This window comes from Acidobacteriota bacterium, from assembly GCA_016196035.1.
In the GTDB taxonomy this organism is placed as follows: Bacteria; Acidobacteriota; Blastocatellia; order RBC074; family RBC074; genus JACPYM01.
The window spans coordinates 14,101-34,599 of the sequence record JACPYM010000064.1; the positions used below are offsets into that span (position 1 = coordinate 14,101).

Here is a 20,499-nt window from a genome sequence, read left to right on the forward strand (position 1 = left end):
CTGAACCGCCCAGGCTCCGCTTGCTCACGCGCGCGGTACCGTCCCGCTGCGCGGTTTTTCTCATACACTGATATGAAAACTGATCTAACGCTGTCTGCTTGTCGCACGTGCTTGCTGCGAAGGTCGCATGACAAGCGAACAAAACGGCGGGGAGTTCGGCCTGTAGGTCGAACTCCCCGCCGCTCTTTTTATCAGACAGCTTTAGAGCGGCTTCTCGCCAGTGGCTCCCCATTGCTGCACACGCGCCTGGCCGGTGGAGCTGTTGAGGATGTACCAGGTCGCCGTCGCCGCGCGCCAGATTGCGATGTCCGTCTTGCCGTCGCCGTCGAAATCACCCGGCGCCGGCACGTCATTGTAAGGCGCGGCTTGTAGACCCCACTGCTGGATGCGGTATTGGCCGGTCGCACTATTGAGGATGTACCAAACACCCGTTGAAGTGCGCCAGACCGCTAAGTCCGTTTTGCCGTCGCCGTCATAATCGCCCGGCACCGGCACGTCGTTATACGGCGCAGTTCCCAAACCCCAAGCCTGGTTGCGCAAGACGCCTGTCGAACTGTTGAGAATCAGCCACGCCCCTGTGCTGGGACGCCACACCGCCAAATCCGCTTTGCGGTCGCCATCGAAATCCCCCAGTACCGGTTGATCGCCCGGCGCGCCGTGCGCTTGCACACGGTATTGCCCGTTAGAGCTAGTGAGAATGTACCAGGTGGCCGTCGTCGCCCGCCAAACAGCGATGTCCGTCTTGCCATCGCCGTCATAGTCGCCGGGCACGGGGATGTCGGCATAAGCCGCCGCCCCTGATCCCCAAGCTTGCGTCCTGAGCATACCCGTGGCGCTATTCACGACTGACCAAAGCCCCGTGCTGGGACGCCAGACCGCCAGATCAACCTTGCCATCGCCGTCATAATCGCCGGGCACCAAAATATCTTCTTGCGTGCCCAGTGTGCGCGTCTGCTGTCCGCCGGTCGAGCTATACAGCAAATTCCAAACGCCGGTCACCGGTCGCCACGTCCCTAAATCGGCCCGGCGGTCGCCATCGAAATCAAAGGCCCGATTCAAACTGAACACCGGAATCGGCAAAGGCGTCGGCGTGGCCGTAGGCATCGGGCTGGGCGGCGGCCCAATCGGGATGATTTGATCAACGTAGCCGCCAAAATCATTCGTCCAGTAATACCCATAGGGTGAGCCGGGCGCGGCGACACGGCCAATGCCCATGACCGTATAAGCCGAGGTCAGCATGTTCTGGTTATGCCCCGCTGAGTTCTTCCATTGATTGAACGTGGCCAGCGCCGTCGAATTGCCTGCGGCGATATTTTCGCCCTTATACGTTTGGTAGTTGTAGCCAAACGCCGCCATGCGCACAAATGGATCACGCCCCAGGCTGTCGGTGCGGCTGAAATAACCTCTGGCCGCCATATCCGCGCTCATCCATTTGGCGGCGTTGGTTAAGGTGACCGAGACTTGTAGGGGTGCCAGCCCGTTTTGCTGGCGATAATTGTTGATCAATTGCACAAAGGCCAGTTCCTCGCTATCGAGCGCCGTTTGCGCGGGCGCAACACGCTCGAAGCGCCAGCCTGCGGCGAGCGCAATGATCAGTAAAATGCCGAGCACCCGCCAAAGACACGGGCGCAAAGAAATTCCGTAAAAAGACACTACTGCTACTCCTTTTCGGTCGTGGTTCACAAATGATGATGGCTCTAACTCACCTCTCTGAAGAGCCGATGGCTACTGCGCCTCAAGTTAGTGGCTTTTTGTCGTCATCATTTGTGAACCACGACCCTCCTTTTCGGGATTGCTTGCGCGGTTTGTACAAATTCACGCCGACCTGAGGGCACACTCCGAACCTACGGCAAACTGCGGCCAGCCGAGCCAAGCCACTTTGCCAGTGTCTACCTGGACACACTTGTGGTTGAGTTATAAGAGCGTTGGGTAAACGGGTACGGGGCTATCGTGTGAGTTATGGCAGTCGCGCAAGACTGCGATTGATTGATTGCCTTTTCAGGCGAGTTGTTCAGGGGAGTGTTGTTTGGTGCGCGTACCTTTTAGCCTAGCAGCGTGGGCTTGTAAATAACCCCGCTTCACATTTTCTGATTTTAATCGGTGAGCGTTGCGTGTATACGCCTACAGCGGGCAAAGCAGGCTAATAATTTACCGTTCAATTATGCCAAATACGGTATTCAACATTCCCAATAGAACCGTGGTGCTTTTGAATCGGTGCTTAAGGAAAGAAGCGATATAAGATAGACCCGTGCAATTTAGCATGTGGCGAGCGAATGGGCTTGAAGTCAAAGTTCTAAAGGCTGGAATAGAATTTTAATGCTTTAGCTCTGTCCGCCTTTACACTCAGCTAAACAACTTCTTTGATCCTCTTCACACGCTTTCTTTGCTGCTTTATTCTTTGCATATTGCTTACACGCCTTAAATTTCGCCTCACAGTTACAGTCTTTTTTAGCTCTGGGCGGTCGCGGTGTTTGCTGGTAAGCAACCCCCGGCACAGATAACAGACCGATAAGGATTACGCGCAGAAAAGACTTAGTCATAATGCACCTCCTGTTTGCCAAACGCTTAAGGCCATTATCCCCTTTCTCGCCATTGCGGCAAGCACGTCTCACGCGCTGTTTTGGACGCTATCGATCTCACAAACGCCCGGACAAGAGCGAAAGCAACAGCGGGACTCCAGGCGCAAAAAAGTAAAGCCGGAATCCTCCCCACGAAGATTCCGGCTCATTGATACTTAAAGCAGGTCACCTTGGACCCCACATCCAAGTAAGCCCCGCTTCGATGAGCAGTATCCGCCCTAGTTGCCGCACGAACAATACGTAGAAATACCTGTTTTGCGCTTTCACAGCTTGGCGGCGATGGCGCATCACGCGCGCCATCAGCGGCGCGCAAGACTTTGCCGCCGCGCTCGAATTCACGCTCGAACTTGGCGTTATCGCTTTCCCAACCCGTGAAACCAGCCGCCAGCCGCGCCTTGCTGTCTTCGGCCTTGCCGCTTTGCCACGCGCCACCGAACCGATAACCAGTGCGATTGAGCGGAATGACGGCCAGCCCTTTTTTACCGCACGCTTTGAATAATCGCTGCCCTTTGACAAAGGTGGTTTCGAGGGAACAAGCTGACGCGCGCGGTGAAGGAAACAAGTCCGCGTGGTGAACGACAGGCTGGCGCTCGCATCAACGCAGACGGACATTGAGAGACATCGCTAGGACAGGCCAGTGAAGATCGCAACTACAAGCCAAAACACCAGCGTCAGTGGCAAAGAAACAGACCGCGAAAGCGAAAGGCCGAACATCATTATGAATGACGAACATCTAGCAATAATTCTAAAGGGCATCCAAGCGCGCCTTGAAATCGCCCTCAGACAAGCGTCTGAGAGCTTGCCGGAGGAAGAGCGGGTAATCCATGCGATCCACATTGCTGAGGCTTGTGAGCCGTATTTGTTGCATTTGCCTTGTGACGATGATGCGCACTGGGTTGAACGGCTGGCGTTTTACCCGATTGCCCTCAACCCAGTGGCCCATCTCATTGACGAGCTTTCACACGAGATCAGCCGGCTCACGAACGTACCCAAAAAACCTGCCGCGCGCCTGACGCCGCCAGCCAAGACGAAAGCCGCCAAAAAGCGCGCGGCGGCAAAAACGAGGGGCCGATGAAAAGCTGCCGGGAATGCAAAGCATTAAACCCCCAGGACGCCCGCACCTGCTTGTATTGCCGTGAATCGTTGCCGTCCGTCGAACGTTTTAATTCCATGCAGTTCCCGAAATTCAACCTGTCTTCCCTGATGAAGCGCAGGCTGGGCTATCTTGCGCTAGCCATCCTCATTCTGTTTCTGGCTGAATTGGTAAGACGTTGATTGCGCGCTGACGCGCTTGCCTCACCGCCCCGCCTAACTTGGCGGAGCGCAGGTGCGGGGGCTAAACAAAGAAATAATTCACCCGCCGCTCACGCGGCATATCGCAACATCAGGAGTAATTGAAAATGCATAAAGGTACCGTGAAGTTTTTCAACGAAGCCAAGGGTTTTGGCTTCATCACACCCGAGGATGGCGGCAAGGACATCTTCGTTCACACTTCGGGCTGTAAGGATCAAATCAAAGAGGGTGATGTGGTCACCTTCGACACTGTCACAGGCAAGAAGGGCCCACAGGCCGAAAACGTCAGGCGGGCCTAGCGGCGCCAGGCGCGCGACGTTGATAACGCCCAGATGTGCCGCCAGCCACAGCGGGAGCAACCGAGCAAACAGAGAAGGAAGGAACGTTAATGCAAAAGTCAGAGACGGCAGACCAGCCAACCAAAGAAACCGAACCAATTCTTGCGCATGGAAAACCCGAAAGGCTGCTGACAACCATCGAAGCCGCGCAGGAGATTGATCGAAGCCCGCAGCAGGTGGGCCTGCTGATTATGCAAGGCAGGCTTCCCGCACGGAAGCGTGGGCGAGATTGGCTGATCAAGGAATCAGACCTTCAATTGCTAATGAACATCACGAAAGACCGGCCCACTGATACAAGAAACAGCCAGCCAGGCAAAGCGCCCTCGGCGGCGGCAGGGAAGATCGCAACGGCATTGCGGCGCGGCGGGCCTGCTAGAAAAGGAAAGGGTTGATCGCTACCCAATACACGGGAAAAGGGGAGAGCAGTTTGTTGCTCTCCCCTTTCTCTAAAACCGTTTGTGGCGCTGACTGGTATTCTCAACCAATACGCGCCCGAGGCCCGTTGATTACGCCCGTGGCCCATTGATAAAGATGGTGGCCAGGGAGGGACTTGAACCCCCGACACGCGGATTTTCAGTCCGCTGCTCTACCAACTGAGCTACCTGGCCTCAAAAAACGAAGGCGCATCTTACTGACCGGTCGGAGGTCTGTCAACCGCGCCTTGGGACTTTGCTGTCCGCACAAACAACAGGGCAGGGCTAGCGTGACAGCCTCGATTGGCCGCCCAGCAACGCTGGTTTCAGGTAAAGATTTGCTTCTGTTTGTGCAGCGCTTTGCCTTCTAATTGCGGCACTTGATCGTAGCCTTCCTCGTCCAGCGCGGGCACGAGTTGGGCCAGCAATTCTTCGTAGGTAAGTTGATAATTCGCCTCGGTGATCGCCTTGATCGCATAGTAGGTCATCGCGCCGTGCGGCTGGCCGTCAATGGTGGCGTCCGATGAATACTGGTTGCTCTTGCAGCCGCTCAACAAGATTTCGTTCATCCCTTCCTCAGGATATTTCTCTTTCTTCTTGTCGGCGGCCTTCAGTTCCGCCGTACTGAGCGCCTTTGCCCCACGCAGGCTAGGATGTAAGAAACGGTGGCGGCGCTGATCGGGCGTATCGCCCACAACCGCGCGCGTGACCGAACCGGAATGACAGGAATCAGAAATCACGGTCAGGCTGACGCCCTTGGGCAAGCCGGCAAACAGGACGCGCAGTTCATCGTCAATGATCAGGTTCTTGTCCACATCATACGGACAAATTGCTTCGTCATACTTTGGCTCATCGCCGTCCTTATCGGCCACGTAGGTGCCGTGCGAGGCATTGGTAAACACCAGCACGTCGCCCGCCTTGGCGCCTGCCAGCAAATCTTTCAGACCAGCCAGGATGTTGGCCTTGGTCGCCTGGGCGTCGAGCAGCAGTTTTACGTCTGTAAAACCGAAATGAGTTTTGAGCAGTTGCGCCCAGCCGTGGGCGTCGTTGAGACAGCCTCTGAGGTCGTTCTCTTCACCGTAGGGATAGTCGTTGATTCCGACACAAAGCGCTTTCTTCGACATGGCAAGACTCCTTTCCGAGGTTTTGGTTAATGAAGCGAAAGGCAGGGTTCGGCGTGGCGGATTAAACCCCGCATTCCATCAATTCAGCATCTTCGGCAGGTGCACTTTGCAACGCCGGATCAATGCCAAACTTTTCGGCCAGCGCGAAATATTCTTCAAACAGCGGCTCCATCCCTTCGACGGTGTCTGAACGCAACACCGCGGTGCGGATAGCCGCGCCGTTGGGCACGCCGCGTAGGAATTGCGCCGAGAGCATTTTCATACGACCGATCACGCCGCGTTCGGGCATGTGTTCGCGCAGGTAATCGCGGAAGAGCAACAGCAATTCGTGCAATTCGCGCGGCGGCGGTTGGTACGGCTCCAAGCCGTTCATCACCTCCCAGGTCTGGCGGAAGATGAACGGATTGGCAATCGCGCCGCGCCCGATGTGCACGGCGTCGCAGCCGGTTTCGTCAAAGCGCCGCAACGCGTCTTGCGGCACGAGGATGTCGCCGCTGCCCGACACCGGAATCGAAACGTTATTCTTGATCGCCTGCACCAAATCCCAATTTGCCAGGCCGCGATAGCCTTGCACGCGCGTGCGCCCGTGCAACGTGACCATCGCGCCGCCGCAATCTTCGATGAGCTTGGCGACCTCGACGCAATTGAGCGTCTGGTCATCCCAACCCGCGCGAATCTTGACGGTCATCGGGATCGAGATGGCGCGTTTGACTTCGGTCAGAATCTTTTTGAGTTGCGGCAGATCGCGCAAGAGGCTTGACCCGCCGCCGCCATTGACCACTTTCTTGGCCGGACAGCCACAGTTGATGTCCACGAAATCCGCGCCCGTTTCCTCAGCAATCTCAGCGGCCCAACGCATCCGCACTTCGTCGTAGCCGAAAATCTGAATCGCCAGCGGGCGCTGTTCGGGCGTGAACTTTATCATCTCGTGCGAGCGTATGTTGCCGCGCGTCAGGCCCTCGACGCTGATGAATTCGGTGACGATCAGCCCAATGCCGCCGCAGCGTTTGGCCAGGCGGCGAAAGGGCGAATCGGTCACGCCCGCCATCGGTGATAGCACCAGCGGCGGCGAGATTTTGCGTCCGGCAATTTCGAAGGAATCTGGGTACTGCATAACGTCCATTCTAACAGTCTGAATTCGCCCTGCTCGGCGAACGCGGGACTATAGCATACGGTTGACGCGCCGCGCCAAAACCAGTTAGCTTCGCGGCTGTGAAAACCGAAGCAGTACCTTTGATTGAATTTCTGGATGAGTTGTTGCGCCTGAAAGCCGTGCCGCGTACCGGCTGGTTATTGCGCGGCGTGCGCGACGTCGAATCGGTCGCCGACCATTCCTTTGGCGTCGCCTGGATTGCGATGATTCTGGCCGATCAAGTGCAGGTGCAAGGCCAGACAGTCAACGTCGAGCGCGTCTTGCGCATGGCGTTGTTGCACGACCTGGCCGAAACGCGCACCGGCGATTTGCCCGCGACGATCAAACGTTATTTTGACAAAGCCGCGCTGGAACGGGCCGATGAAACCGCGACGGCAGAGATTCTGGCCCCGCTCGGCATGCTTGGTTCAACATATCTGGATGTTTGGCGCGAATACGAGGAACGGCAAACGCTGGAATCCCGCCTTGTCAAAGCCGCCGACAAGCTCGACCTGTTATTGCAGGCGCGCGAATACGAGCGCGGCGGCGCGCGCAACCTGCAAGAGTTTTGGGAGAATTCGGAGACCGACTTTTCCGGCTTGAACCTTGATGGCTTGATTGTGGAATTGGTTGAGCAGTTGAAAGCGAGCAGAGCCAAAGTATGAACTTTGTCGAACAAGGCATCGGCTGGTTGCAGCAATTGTCGCCTTTCTGGGTGTTGGCGTTTATGTTTTTCGTCGCCTACATCGAAAATGTTTTTCCGCCGTCGCCGAGCGATGTGGTGTTGATCTTTGCGGGGACGATGATTGGCGTGGGGACGGTGGGTTTCGCGTCTTCCCTGCTGGTGTCTACGCTGGGCAGCACGCTGGGCTTTCTGACGGCCTATCTGGTGGGGCGCTATTTTCAAAGCAGCATCGTGGACGGGCGTTTCAGCCGTTGGCTGCCGGTCAATACGATTCAACAGGTCGAAGGTTTGTTTCAGCGCTACGGTTACGGTGTGATCGTCGCCAACCGCTTTCTGGCCGGGACACGCGCCATCGTGTCGTTTTTCGCGGGCATGTCGAAAATGAATCTGCCCGTGACGACGGCGCTATGCGCCATCAGCGCGCTGGCCTGGAATGCGATCCTGCTTTATCTGGGCAAAATCTTCGCGGGCAACTGGCGCAAGGCGGCGGAGTATCTCGAACTTTACAGCAAGGCCGCCACCGTTATCGTCCTTTTACTGTTGGCCCTCTTCGCCTGGCGCTTCTATAAAAACCGCAAAGCCACCGCAACCAGCAACTGACTACTGACTACTGACTACTGACTACCGACCATGGACATTCTGCAAAAAATCCGCGTGCGCGCGGCGACCCAGCTCCAACACATCGTGCTGCCCGAAGGCGACGACGACCGCACGCTGGTCGCCGCCGCGCAAATTGCCGAACAGCGGCTGGCGCGTCTGACTGTTCTCGGCAACGAAGAAAAGCTGCGCAGCCGGGCCGCTGCGCTGGGCGTTTCGCTCACCAACGTGCCGATTCTCGATCATCGCCGTTCGTCCGATTTAGATCGCTACACCCAAGAGCTTTACGAACTGCGCCGCGCCAAAGGGGCCACGCGCGACGAAGCGGCCAAGCAGGTGCTCGACCCGCTCTATTTCGGCAACCTGATGGTGCGCGCGGGCAAGGCCGATGGTTCAGTCGCGGGCGCGACCAATACCACAGCGCATACTGTGCGCGCCGCGCTGATCACGCTGGGCTTGAAAGCGGGTTACAGCTTGGTTTCTTCGGTGATCGTGATGGTTGTGCCAAATAAAGAGTTCGGTGTGGATGGCGCATTGATCTTTGCCGATCCGGCAGTGGTCATCAATCCGACAGCGGCGCAATTGGCCGAGATTGCGCTGGCTTCGGCGGAAACCTGCCGCGCCTTGCTCGATGCTGAACCGCGTGTGGCGATGCTTTCATTTTCGACCAAAGGCAGCGCGCAACACCCGCTGGCCGACAAGGTGATCGAAGCCACCAAAACCGTCCGCGCCCGCGCGCCTGAATTGGCGATTGACGGCGAATTGCAACTCGATGCGGCCTTGATCCAGAGCATTGCCGCATCGAAAGCACCCGGCTCGACGGTCGCGGGCCGGGCGAATGTGTTGATATTTCCAGACATCAATGCGGGCAACATTGGCTACAAGCTGACGGAGCGGCTGGCGGGCGCGACGGCCATCGGCCCAATTTTGCAGGGGTTGGATAAACCGGCGAACGATCTGTCGCGCGGGTGCAAGGCCGAAGACATTGTGGACGCCGTCGCCATCACGGCGGTACAAGCGCAGGCACGCAAACGAGGCGCGTAGGATCGGCTTCGTTCAAACAAAACCATAGCCGCAAAAAAGCCCAAAAGACGCAAGGGGAATTCCCTCTTTGAATTCCCCTTGCGTCTTTTGGGCTTTTTTGCGGCAGACAATTTCTCGCCTGTCGAGCATTGGCGAAGCGCCTACTCTTCGCCAACTGCTTCGGTTAGTTCCGCCAAAAAATCAGGATCGCCGTGGCGCGGGCGGCTGAAATACCACCAGTTATTGCGGGCCGTCCAGCCTTCCTCTTCGGCGACTTCATCACCCCAAAGACAAACATCGGTGGGCTGCACTTGTGCCTGCATTTGCTCATCGGCGCGTTGCAGACGCGGCACTATCGCTTTGCGTTCGGCGACAGCGGCAACAGCCAAAGCGTCTTCAAGCAATTGCCGCACGTCCAAATCATTCAAATAATCATCCAAACCCAGCGTGTACCCCTCTTCGACCGTGCGCACGAGGGTTTCCCAGCTTTCCAGCAATCCAGCCAGACCGCCTTCGATGACGTGGGCAACGCTGCCGCGTTCGCGCAGTAGTTCGCGTACCGGATCGTTGTTGCTCATCAGCTTGCTCCTCGTTCAGCGGCGACTCTGCCGCCAGAAATAGTTCACGCCGTCATTCGGCTTGAAATAGGTGCGGATGGTCAAGTCCTGATTAAAGGCGACGAACGCCCCGCTCTGTTGGTCAAAGCGCGCGATCACGCCGTCGGCCCGCACGACTTCGAGCACGTCTTTACTGGCTGGACGATCACGCAACGTTTGCGCCTGCCGCAAGTATTCGTCCGCCTTGATTGCGCCGAATTCGCGCCCGTGCTTGGCAAAATGCTCCTGGAATTTCTGGCGCGAAGCGAAGCCGACCTCCGTGTGCACCGCCACGCTCTGGGGCGTTGCGGCTGGCGCCGCCTTTTGTGCCATCGCCTCATGTGCCATAGCCTCACGCGGCGGCGCAGTAGTCTGACGGCACGCCAGCCCAGCCAGGGCCAGCCAGAGCACGCTCAGCAGCAACCAGATGCGTTTGGGCAATCGTTCAGACATGCCTTATTTCCTCACCTGAAACGAAAAGACGAGTGAGGAATCAGCCGATTCGTCACTCGTCCTGACAATTTGGCAAATGCGCGCGGGCCACTAGCGAATCGAAATCGGCATGCCGCCGCCACCACCCAAACCAGGTTTGGTCTCAGGTGCAGGCAGCTTTTCAACCCGTTCCGGATCAAGCACGGTCAAACGCGTAACCGCCTCGGTGCCGACGCTGGTGGTGCGTACATCTTTGTCGCTCGCGATTTCAAACAGCAGGTCGGCGGCCTCTTTGTTCTTGCCCGAGGCTTCCAGCGTGCGCGCGATCTTCAGTTTGATTAGCGGCAGCGAGAGTTCGCCCGGATTCGTTTTGAGCTTGTTGTATTCGGCCAGCGCTTCATCATACTTGCCCGCCGCTTCGTAACGGCCCGCCAAGGCCATGCGCGCCTGCGCCCCGACAGCGGAATTGTTGCCCGCCAGTTGCTTCAAAGTCGCTTCGGCTTTTTCAGGCTCAAAGGCGAGTTGATGCGTCGCGGCGTAATAACCCGCCAGTTCGCCGTTTTGCGACGGGTAATCATTGGCGGCCTTGGTAAACGCTTCGTAAGCCTTGTGATGCTTTTCGTCCTGCGTAGTGAAGGCGTAACCCGTCGCGCCCGGCGGGACCGGATTGGCGACGATGGCATCGTTGACGCGGAAAGCCTCAGCCAGCGATTCAGCCGCATTGGCGGAGCGCCGCGACATAATCAACCAGGCGATTAATGCCAGCGCGATGACGACGGCGGCGATGATCAAATAATTCGCAATCGGTTTCGAACGCTCCTGCACCCAGCCGGTCGTTTTGACGTATTGATCCATCAACGGATCGCTCTTTAACTGACGTGCTTGCCCTTTTGCCAATGTTGTGACTCCTTACAGATGAAATAATGGGGCGATGAGGAAAGCGGCAAAATAGCGGGCGCTCTTCGTGGTTGTCAAGCCCGCGTATTTCCTGCCACCTTGAAGCGCTTCAACGATTCCGCAATAAAAGATAGATAAACAACGGCGCGCCCAACAAAGCAGTGATCGCGCCCGTCGGCAATTCGCGCGGCGCCAGAGCCGTGCGGGCGATGGTATCGGCGAATAAGGCCAGCAAGGCGCCTGCCAGTGCTGAAGCAGGCAGCGCCAGCCGATTGTCCGCGCCCGCCGCCAGCCGCACCAGATGCGGCGTCAGCAAGCCTACGTAACCAATCGAACCGCTGGTGGAGACCGCCGCGCCTGTTAATAATGAAGCTGCCGCAAACACCAGCCAGCGCACGCGCGCTGTCTCTACGCCCAGGGCAAAGGCATCGCGTTCGCCGATCATCAGCAAATTCAACGCGCGCGCCTGGGTCGTCAAAAGCGCGCCACACACCACCACGGTGGCCGCTACGAACAACAAACCCTCCACCGTGCCACTGGCCAGATCGCCCAGCAGCCAGAGCGTGATGCTGCGCAATTGCACGTCATTCACCAAAGCCAACGTCAGTACCGTCAACGAAGACAGAAACACCGAGACGATCACGCCCGCCAGCACCAACCGCGCCGGGTCGTCTTCGCGGCGGCCAAGGCGGTAAACCGCGATGCTCGTCAACAACGCGCCCGCAAACCCGCAGACCGAACGGCTCAACAACAAATTCACGCCAAGCTGTTGTGCAAAGACGATCCCGGCAATCGCGCCCAACGCCGCCCCGCTGGAAATGCCCAGCACGTGCGGATCGGCCAACGGATTGCGCAACAATGCCTGAAACGCCGCGCCCGCCAACGCCAACGCGGCACCCACAGCCAACGCCAGCCCGATGCGCGGCAGGCGCACGTCAAAAATGATGGCGGCGTGCTCCGGCGAAAGCTGCGCGGGCTGTCCAAACAAGGTGGCGGCGAGGCCTTTAATCAAAACACCTGCCGCAATGGGCTGCGGGCCGAGCGTGAGCGCAAGCAATGTCATCCCCAGCAACGCCAGCACCAGCGTGGTCAACACCAGCACTGCGCGCCGCCGCGTCAAATAGGCGCGAGTCTCTTGCTTGGCAGTTGAAGCGGGGTTCATGGCGTTTTCGGCGCGACGGCTGCCGGTGGATGCAGCGCATTCGCCAGTTGCTCTAATCCGTCAATCAAACGCGGCCCGGGGCGGCTGGTCAGATCAGGACTAATGCGCACGATGCGTTGGTTGCGCACGGCAGGCGTCGTTGCGAAGGCTACACTCAATTCCCTTTCGCCAATCGCGCCGTCGCCGTGCATTTCAGGCGCAACAATGAATTCGGGCGCGCGGGCGATCACGGCTTCGCGCGAAAATTGCGGATAGTCGGCGCTTTCTTCGCCGGAGATCGAAACGCCCCCGGCCCGCGTGATCAAATCGTTGATGAATGTATCGCGCCCCACCGTAATCAACGGCGCGAGTTGCAACACGAACAGCACGCGCGGTTTGGGCAAGTCCGCGTTGCGCGCTTCCACCGCCTGGATGCGCGCGGCCAATTGATCGGCCAATGTTTGCGCGGCGGTTTGCGCGCCGGTGACTTCGCCCAGATGGCGCACAGCGACTGCCACATCGCGCACCGAACGCGGGTTGGTCACATACAGCGGGATGTTGAGTTGATCGAGTTGCCGCGTCAGCCGCTCCACCTGACTGGCCGTCGAAGCGATGACCAGGTCTGGTTTCAAAGCAATGATGCGCTCCAGATTCGGTTGCAGAGTGTCGCCGATTTTCTCTTTGGCTTTGGCCGCCGGCGGGAAATCGCAATAGCTGGTCACGGCGACCACGCGGTCGCCCAGCCCCAACGCAAACAGCATCTCAGTCACATTGGGCGCGAGCGAAATCAAGCGTTGCGGGTTTTCGATCACGGCAACCTGGCGTTGGAGTTCGTCGGTGAAAACGTGGCGTCCGGCCTGACTGACTGACGGCGCGGGGCGGCAGCTTGCGCAACTGAGCAAGACGGCGACGCAAACCAACCACTGCTGACAATGCTGAATAATGCTGAACATAACGGGCATCCACTGAAAACGAGGGCGCACCGTAGCACGCGCTTCGGAAACCCGTCAACGCAAGCCAACTGGCCCCGGCGCGACGGACTGGCAAGCGGAAAATCGGGCACAGTCTTCGGCCTGGTCGTTGTCGGGGTCTGGTCGCACACTACCAGTAACCCATACGGTAAAAGCAGCAGCCAGCTAAAACAAAACGGGCAAGCCGCCCATGACCTGCCCGTCTGTTTTGCGCTGTAAATGGCGTGTCTGCTCACCGTAACCCAACAGGTCTGGCTTCGGCCAGCCCATCGTTTTTGGTGATCACCACGCCCTGCTCGGAGCCTTTTACATACCAGGTTTGGGTGGCCAGCCGCCAAACAGCCAAGTCGGCCAGGCCATCGCCGTCGTAGTCCCCCGGCAAGGCTTGATCGTAGTAGGGCGCCGCGCTCGTGCCCCAGTTCTCCAACCGGTAGCGATTGCTGGCGCTTTGCCAGATGTACCATGTGCCCTGCCGCCAGACCGCGCAATCCGTGACGCCATCGCCATCGTAATCCGCCGCCACCGGCACATCCGCCCCCACGCCCCACTGCCTGACGATGAATTTGCTGTCGCTGCTGCGTTTCACCAGCCACGTCCCGCTCGCGCGCCGGAACACGGCCAGATCAGACTTCCCATCGCCGTCGTAATCGCCCGGCACCGCCACGTCGTTGTACGGCGCAGTACCCGCGCCCCAGTTCGTGACATCAATGTTGCCATCGCTGCTCCGGCAGACGTACCAATTGCCCTCGCTGGGCCGCCAGATAGCGATGTCAGTCTTGCCATCGCCGTCATAGTCGCCCGGCACCGGCACATCCGTGCTCAAGCCCCACTGCCTGATGAGGAAGCCACTGTCGCTGCTGCGCTTCACGTAAAACGTCGCGTCGCTGGGCCGGAACACCGCTAAGTCGCTCTTGCCGTCACCGTCGTAATCGCCCAGCAAGGTCACATCGCCCGCCGTGCCCCAGCTTTGTTGCACAGTTTGTTGCGTACTGCTCTGGCTGATGCGCCACATACCATCACTGGCTGACCAGAGCGCCGGGTCAGCTTTGCCGTCGCCATCGTAATCCGCTTGCATGGCCAGCGCCGCCAGCGCGTTGCTGATGTTCAGCGTGTAGGCGCGCGTGCCCGTGCAGTTATTCGCATCCGTCGCCGTGAGCGTGAAATTGTAGGTGCCTGTCACCGCCGGATAGCCGAAAAGCAAGCCCGCCGCGCCATACAAGGTCAGCCCCGCCGGCAACGCGCCCGCCGTCACGGCGTAACTGTAACTCCCGCTCGGCGTGGCCGCGACCGTTTGGTTGTAAAGCCGCCCCGGTTGACCGTTCGGCAAAGCCGACAAGGTGATCGCCGGGCAACTGCTGCCTGCAATGGTACCGCTATAAACACGGCTGCCCGTGCACGCGCCGAAGCCCGTCGCCGTGAGCGTGAAGCTATACGCACCAGCGACGGTCGGCGTGCCGCTGATGACGCCCGTCGCCGCGTTCAACACCAAGCCTGCGGGCAAGCCGCCGCCGCTGACCGCGTAGGCATAGTTGCCGCCCGCTGGTGTCGCCGTGACGGTTTGGCTATATGCCGCGTTGAGCGTTGGTGTGGGCAACGCGGCCAGTGTGACGGATGGACAGCCCACCACCAGCGTGTAGCTTTGCGTCGCCACGCAGCCATTGGCCGCCGTAGCCCTGAGCGTGAAGCTGTAGCTACCGGTCACCGTGGGCAAGCCACTGAGCACACCGGTCGTCGCGTTGAGCGTCAAGCCGCTCGGCAAGTTGCCCGTCACCAGCGCGAAACTGTAACTTCCCACCGAAGTGACGCTGATGGTTTGTGCATAGGCGTTTCCTGCCGTGCCCGCCGGCAAAGTCGTCGTGGTGATGGTGACGCCAGCACAGGCCATCGTCACCGTGTAATCGCGCGCGCCGCTGCAACTACCGCTGGTCGCCGCCACACGGAAGTTGAACGTGCCATTCGTAATCGGCGTGCCGCTGATGACGCCGGTCGCGGCATTGAGCGTCAACCCCGGCGGCAACGCGCCGCTGCTCACGTTGTAGCTATAACTCCCCGCCGGACTCGCGCTGACGGTTTGGTTATACGCCGTGCCCACCGTGCCGCCCGGTAAACTCGCGGGACTGAGCGTCACGCCCGGACATTCCACCAGCAACACGTAATCGCGGAACCCGCTGCACGCCCCGAAAGCCGTCGCGGTCACGCGGAAATTGAACACCCCGCTTTGCGTCGGCGCGCCGCTGAATGTCCCATTGCTGTTCAGCGTCAACCCCGCCGGCAACAGGCCGCCGGTCAGCGCAAAGCTGAAAGCCCCCGCCGGACTGGCGCTGAGCGTGGTTGGATACGCCGTGTTGATCGTCGCGGCGGGCAGATTCACAGGCGTGAGCGTAATGGCCGGGCAAACCACCGTCAGCCTTACGGAGAAGTTCTGCTGGCACTGGCCGAAGCCGGTCACGCTCACATTGAATGTAAACGTTCCTGCGGCAGGCGGCGTGCCGCTCAAGCTGCCATTGCCGCCCAATGTCAACCAGCCAGGCAGATTCGCGCTGCTGAATTGATAATTGCCGCCCGCCGGACTCGCGCTCAACGCCGCATTGAACAATACTCCCGCCGTGGCTTGTGGCAACGCGGCCAGCGTGATCGTCGGGCAAGCATTCGTCAGGGCAAACGAGGCGGGCGGCAGGCCTGTCGCGGCGGCCTGCACGGCGTAACTGCCAGGCACCAGATTCGCTACGGCGCTCGCGCTGGCCTGGCCTTGCGCGTTGGTGTTGACGGTCGCGCCGCCGGGGAAAGTAGCGCTTGCGCCACTGCCTGGTGCGCTGAAAGTCAGCGGCACATTGGCGAGCGGCAAGCCATTCTCGGTCAGCGTCGCCAGCAACGGTGCCGCGAAGGGCGTACCGGGGATGGTCGTTTGTGGTGTGCCGCTCGTGGCCGCCAGCACGTAATTTGACTCGACCGCGCCGATGTCCAACGCGCCGTTTTGCGGACGCGCGACGCCGCGTTGGTCGGTGGCGGGTGCGTCGCTACTCGTGCCCGCGTTGATCGCCGGGCTGCCGGGCAACAGGCGATGCGTGAGCGTCGGGCCGCCGTTGTTGGCGAGCGGGCCGAGTTTGGCGTCGAGCGGCGCGGCAGGGGTGCCGACTTGATCGCCATTCACGCCATTCGTCAGGCCATTCGCCCCGGTACCGTCACCGATCAGATTATTCCCCAGCGAGGTCACTAAATCTTGCAAGTCTGGGGACGCAGGCGCCGTGTTCCCGGCAATGATCGTATTTTTGAGTTGGAGCGGGGGATTGATGTTGCCGAAAAGACCGCCGCCGCCAAAGCCAAGTTGGCCGTCGACGTGATTATCGGTGATCGTGCAATTCGTGATGGTGCGATTGCGGGAGCGCGATCGAATGCCTCCACCATCAAACACCGCACGATTGCCGCTGATGGTCGTATTGATGATGGTCGAAGCTGTTCCTTCATCGTCGACGCCGCCACCGCTATCCCTCGCTTCGTTGTTGTAGATGGAGCTGGCCGCGAGGGTCATAGAACCCGTTTGATAGATTGCGCCTCCCCTCAGGGCGGAATTGCCGGACAAGGTACATTGGCTGAGGTTGAGCGTCCCATCACAGTTAATGGCTCCGCCCTGGCTGGGAAAGGCGAAGTTATTGCTGCCACCACTGGCGGTGCCGGTGAAAGCATAATTATTGGTAAAGCGGCAGCCGTTGATGTTCAGCACGCCGTTGCCGCGCTGTGCAATGGCTCCGCCGAAGCCTTCTCCCGACACGACACTTTCGCTATTGCTGCCGGTGGCATTCCCGCCCTGTGTGCGATTCCCCGTCAGCACGCAGTCGGTCAGATTCACAGTGCCCGAGCTTTGATCGTAGAGACCACCGCCATAAGCGCGTTCAGCAGCGACAAACGAAGCAGCGCTCACCACGTCGGGCGTTTTGTGGTAGCCAGCGGCAATCGTCAGTCCTGACAGCGTCACATTCAGGGGGGCTTCGACAATTTGGAACACGCGCGATTGATTGTTGCCGCTGACGGTCAGCAGGTTTGCCCCCGGCCCTTGAATGGTCAGGTGCTTGTTAATCACCAACTCGCCGGAAGTCAGCGTGATCGTGCTGTTGGCGGGCAGATTGAAGGTAATCGTGCTGCCCACACAGGCATCGGCAATCGCCTGTCGCAAGCTGCCGGGGCCGCTGTCATTCAGATTCGTGACCACGGGATTGCTGACGCAGAAGTTGTTCAAGGCGAAGGCGACCTGGTTCATGCCTGCGCCACCCGCTGTCACCTGATACGCACCAGACAGCGCATTGGCCGTCGCCATCACGCTGGCTTGCCCATTCGCGGGCAGCGTGACCGCGCTATTGCTCAGCACGGCGCTGGGGCCGCTGCCGGGCGGGGTGAAGCTCACTTGTCCGCCTTGCACCGGTTCATTGAAATTGCTGCTGACCGCGACGGCCAGCGGATTGGCAAAAGGCGCGGTGGGCGCCGCCGTCTGGTTGTTGCCGCTCATAATGGCGAGCATGAAGCCGCGCGATTCAAACGCGCCAATGTCTACGTTGCCGACGCGGTTGATGCCGCGCTGATCGGTGGCGGGCGCACCACTGCTCGTGCCCGCATTGATGGCCGGACTGCCGGGCAACAAGGCGTGCGTTTGCGTCGGGCCGCCGTAATTGCCCAGCGGCGCGAGCAGCGCCGGGAGCGGATTCGCACTCGTGCCGACTTGATCGTTATTGACGCCGTTCGTGAAGCCGGTGCTGGAATCGTTCTGGCCGATCAAGTTAAAACCTTGTGACACGTAGCTTCCAAAAGCATCCGGGTCTCCGAGCCCTGCTGTGTTGCCCGCAACGATGGTACCTTTGATATTGCCAATACCAGAATTCTTGAAAATCCCCCCACCGAAACCGCCGGCTGCATTGTTGGTAATCGTGCAGTTCGTTACCGTGAGCAAGATTGCCCCACTTTCACCAGCAATTCCCGACCCACTGTTACCGGTGATGGTGCTATTACTGATAGTGGCCGTGCCATGACTATCAATCCCGCCTATATCGGCGGTATCCTGGTTGTTGGCGATGGTACTATTCACCACGGTCAGCAGATTAGTATTTAAGATGCCGCCTCCATGATTATCGGCACTGCTATTAGAAACCAGACACTCGCGCACCGTCAGCGTGCCTTGATTACAAATTCCCCCGCCGCCACTCCCCACCGCATTGCCATTCGTAATCGTCAGCCCAGACAGCGTTGCCGTGACGTCTGTAGGAATGTCAAAGACACGACTGGCGTTGTTGCCGCTGATCGTCAGCAGATTCGCGCCCGGCCCTTGAATCGTCAGGTTCTTGTCAAGCACCAATTCGCCCGACGTCAGCGTGATCGTGCTGTTGGCGGGCAGATTGAAGGTAATCGCACTGCCCGGACAGGCATCGGCAATCGCTTGCCGTAAGCTGCCCGCGCCGCTGTCGGCGGTAGTCGTGACGATGGGATTAGTCACACACGAACCGACCTCGAACGCGCCGATGTCTACTACGCTACCGACCTTGCGTGGGAAACCCGCACCGCGTTGATCGGTGGTGAGCGGCGTGCTCAGACAACCGGGATTCTGCACGACGCAGTTGTCGCCCAGGTCAATGGCTGGGCTACCCGGCAGCAGTGCCATTGTCTGCGTCGGCCCACCGTTGTTCTGAAGCGGGCCAAGTTTCGGATCGCCGCTGAGGGCAGGTGAGCACGAGCCATCCATCACCAGATTATTCTTGTTGGTGCCGATGGTGCCCAAGTTCGCGCAATCAACGCCCCTCGATGAGTTGGCGATGATGGTGTTGGCAAAGTTCAGCGTGCTATCGTTGAGGATGCCGCCGCCGGTAAAGTTGAGGTCTGCCAGGCTATTGCCGGAGAAGGTGCTGTTGGTCACGTTCGCCGTGCTGCGGTTGTAGATGCCGCCGCCAAGCCGGGCGCTATTGTCCGAGAAAGTGCTGTTGATCACATTCAATGTGCCAGCCCTATTCTCAATCCCGCCGCCACCGTAGGCGCTATTGCCAGTGAAAGTGCTGTTGGTCACATTCACCGTGCCGCCGTCATTCTCGATGCCGCCGCCGTCGGCACCGCCATCGCCATTGCCTACGCTATTGCCGGAGAAGGTGCTGTTGGTCACAGTCAGCGTGCCAAAGTTGACGATGCCACCGCCGCGGCATCCACATTTGCCATTCGCAATCGTCAGGTTCAGCAACGTGAGCGCCTTGCCGCTGTTGACAATCATCACTTGCACGGAATTATTTCCGCTGACGATGATGCTCCTCCCCGTGCCGTCAATCGTCAGGTCGTTGTTGATGGGAGGCAGGGTCGAAGCGAGCGTGATCGTGCCGCTGACGCTGAAGGTGATCGTGCTGCCCGGACAGGCATCTATAATCGCCTGCCGCAAGCTGCCAGCGCCGCTGTCGTTGCCGTTCATCACAACGGGATTGGTGGTGCAGGCGAGCGCCGCCGCGCTAGTCGCCGTCGCGTGCGTGGTGCGCAAGCCCCACCAGCCGCCGCTCAGCAGCACGCAGCACAGCACCGCCGGGAGCCACTTGCTTAAGCGCCGTCGCAGGTTGCCGAACAATTCATTGCGTCTCGTTGGTTGCGATTTCATCAGGTTCCTCCCGGTTGGGGTGTGTTTGTTTTCAGGGAAACCGGCTGCCGCGTGACGCCTGGCCCGCAGCCTCGTCCGCCGGCGTGGCTGGCGCGGGCAGGATTTGCCACAGCGCCAGCAGATTCTCTTTCTCGACAAAGCCCGCCGCGCCCGCCGCCCGCGCCGCTTCGCGCCATTCCGCCGTGTCGTATTGCGTGACAATGCAAACGTGGGCTTCGGGCTGGGCAGCCTTGAGTTGCCGCGTCGCCTCGATGCCGTTGACGTTCGGCATCTGAATATCCATCAGCACCCAATCCGCCGCGCTCAATTGGTATTGTTGATAGGCCGCCAGCGCCGCCGCGCCGTCCGCGCATTCGTAAACGGCCTCGGCCAGCGGCCCGGCGATGCGCCGCAGCAACGCGCGAATCGCAGGATTGTCTTCGACGATCAACAGCTTCATGACTTGTCGTATGTGATCTCGGCGGGCTTGCCGATGAACGAGGGGAACTATGCGGAAAGGCGGGTGGGGAAGATATAGCGGCTACCACTCAGTTGGCATAGGTGGTACCACTCATGCGGCCACCTGGGTACGCACCGCTTCCAGCGTGCGGGCGTGGCGTTAGACAGACTGATACCGTAGGACAACCCTCCGGCATCAGTCTGTCTGCCGCCGAGACCGCACGCTG

The 20,499-nt window shown here is 59.4% G+C and carries 16 protein-coding genes and 1 tRNA gene; 6 read left to right on the top strand and 11 right to left on the bottom strand.

Annotated elements, in window-relative coordinates; all coding sequences use genetic code 11:
- Positions 1-201: 201 nt before the first annotated feature.
- Complete coding sequence (locus HY011_19275; GenBank protein MBI3425084.1) at positions 202-1,653, bottom strand: VCBS repeat-containing protein; 1,452 nt, start codon at positions 1,651-1,653, stop codon at positions 202-204.
- 1,563 nt (positions 1,654-3,216) lie between these two features.
- Here HY011_19275 and HY011_19280 point away from each other — a divergent pair.
- The 3 genes from HY011_19280 to HY011_19290 all read left to right on the top strand — a co-directional run bounded on the left by HY011_19280 (position 3,217) and on the right by HY011_19290 (position 4,602).
- Positions 3,217-3,654, top strand: coding sequence for a hypothetical protein (locus HY011_19280; GenBank protein ID MBI3425085.1), 438 nt, complete (start codon positions 3,217-3,219; stop codon positions 3,652-3,654).
- A 325-nt stretch (positions 3,655-3,979) separates the two neighbouring features.
- On the top strand, positions 3,980-4,171 hold the full coding sequence (locus HY011_19285; GenBank protein ID MBI3425086.1) for a cold shock domain-containing protein: 192 nt from the start codon (positions 3,980-3,982) through the stop codon (positions 4,169-4,171).
- A gap of 35 nt (positions 4,172-4,206) precedes the next feature.
- A complete protein-coding gene (locus HY011_19290; GenBank protein MBI3425087.1) occupies positions 4,207-4,602 on the top strand; it encodes a helix-turn-helix domain-containing protein in 396 nt (131 codons plus the stop codon).
- Positions 4,603-4,742: 140 nt separating this feature from the next.
- Here the strand turns inward: HY011_19290 and HY011_19295 are convergent.
- The 3 genes from HY011_19295 to dusB form a co-directional block, all read right to left on the bottom strand.
- Positions 4,743-4,818: transfer RNA gene (locus tag HY011_19295), tRNA-Phe, on the bottom strand.
- A gap of 131 nt (positions 4,819-4,949) precedes the next feature.
- On the bottom strand, positions 4,950-5,747 hold the full coding sequence (locus tag HY011_19300; GenBank protein ID MBI3425088.1) for a caspase family protein: 798 nt from the start codon (positions 5,745-5,747) through the stop codon (positions 4,950-4,952).
- A 61-nt stretch (positions 5,748-5,808) separates the two neighbouring features.
- Complete coding sequence (gene dusB / locus HY011_19305) at positions 5,809-6,861, bottom strand: tRNA dihydrouridine synthase DusB (GenBank protein MBI3425089.1); 1,053 nt, start codon at positions 6,859-6,861, stop codon at positions 5,809-5,811.
- 119 nt (positions 6,862-6,980) lie between these two features.
- On the opposite strand from dusB, the gene HY011_19310 reads away from it, so the two are divergent.
- Genes HY011_19310 through pta form a run of 3 tightly spaced genes read left to right on the top strand, consistent with a single transcriptional unit; the run spans position 6,981 to position 9,205 of the window.
- Positions 6,981-7,544: an HD family hydrolase gene (locus HY011_19310; protein MBI3425090.1), complete on the top strand. Its 564-nt coding sequence runs from the start codon at positions 6,981-6,983 to the stop codon at positions 7,542-7,544.
- Positions 7,541-8,164: a DedA family protein gene (locus tag HY011_19315; GenBank protein ID MBI3425091.1), complete on the top strand. Its 624-nt coding sequence runs from the start codon at positions 7,541-7,543 to the stop codon at positions 8,162-8,164. The genes HY011_19310 and HY011_19315 overlap by 4 nt, the downstream gene beginning before the upstream one ends.
- Positions 8,165-8,194: 30 nt before the next feature.
- On the top strand, positions 8,195-9,205 hold the full coding sequence (pta, locus tag HY011_19320) for a phosphate acetyltransferase (GenBank protein ID MBI3425092.1): 1,011 nt from the start codon (positions 8,195-8,197) through the stop codon (positions 9,203-9,205).
- Positions 9,206-9,345: 140 nt separating this feature from the next.
- On the opposite strand, the gene HY011_19325 is transcribed toward pta, so the two are convergent.
- From HY011_19325 to HY011_19355, 7 genes are all read right to left on the bottom strand, one after another.
- Entirely contained in the window at positions 9,346-9,762 is a 417-nt protein-coding gene (locus tag HY011_19325) for a hypothetical protein (GenBank protein MBI3425093.1), read from the bottom strand.
- Between the two features lie 15 nt (positions 9,763-9,777).
- On the bottom strand, positions 9,778-10,233 hold the full coding sequence (locus HY011_19330; protein ID MBI3425094.1) for a hypothetical protein: 456 nt from the start codon (positions 10,231-10,233) through the stop codon (positions 9,778-9,780).
- Between the two features lie 90 nt (positions 10,234-10,323).
- Positions 10,324-11,109 carry a hypothetical protein gene (locus tag HY011_19335; GenBank protein MBI3425095.1) on the bottom strand — a complete coding sequence of 262 codons (786 nt, stop codon included), beginning with the start codon at positions 11,107-11,109 and terminating at the stop codon, positions 10,324-10,326.
- A gap of 109 nt (positions 11,110-11,218) precedes the next feature.
- Complete coding sequence (locus HY011_19340; protein MBI3425096.1) at positions 11,219-12,271, bottom strand: iron ABC transporter permease; 1,053 nt, start codon at positions 12,269-12,271, stop codon at positions 11,219-11,221.
- Positions 12,268-13,203, bottom strand: coding sequence for a cobalamin-binding protein (locus tag HY011_19345; GenBank protein MBI3425097.1), 936 nt, complete (start codon positions 13,201-13,203; stop codon positions 12,268-12,270). The genes HY011_19340 and HY011_19345 overlap by 4 nt, the downstream gene beginning before the upstream one ends.
- Positions 13,204-13,453: 250 nt before the next feature.
- A complete protein-coding gene (locus tag HY011_19350; GenBank protein MBI3425098.1) occupies positions 13,454-19,834 on the bottom strand; it encodes a putative Ig domain-containing protein in 6,381 nt (2,126 codons plus the stop codon).
- 31 nt (positions 19,835-19,865) lie between these two features.
- A complete protein-coding gene (locus HY011_19355) occupies positions 19,866-20,273 on the bottom strand; it encodes a response regulator (protein MBI3425099.1) in 408 nt (135 codons plus the stop codon).
- Positions 20,274-20,499 lie beyond the last annotated feature (226 nt).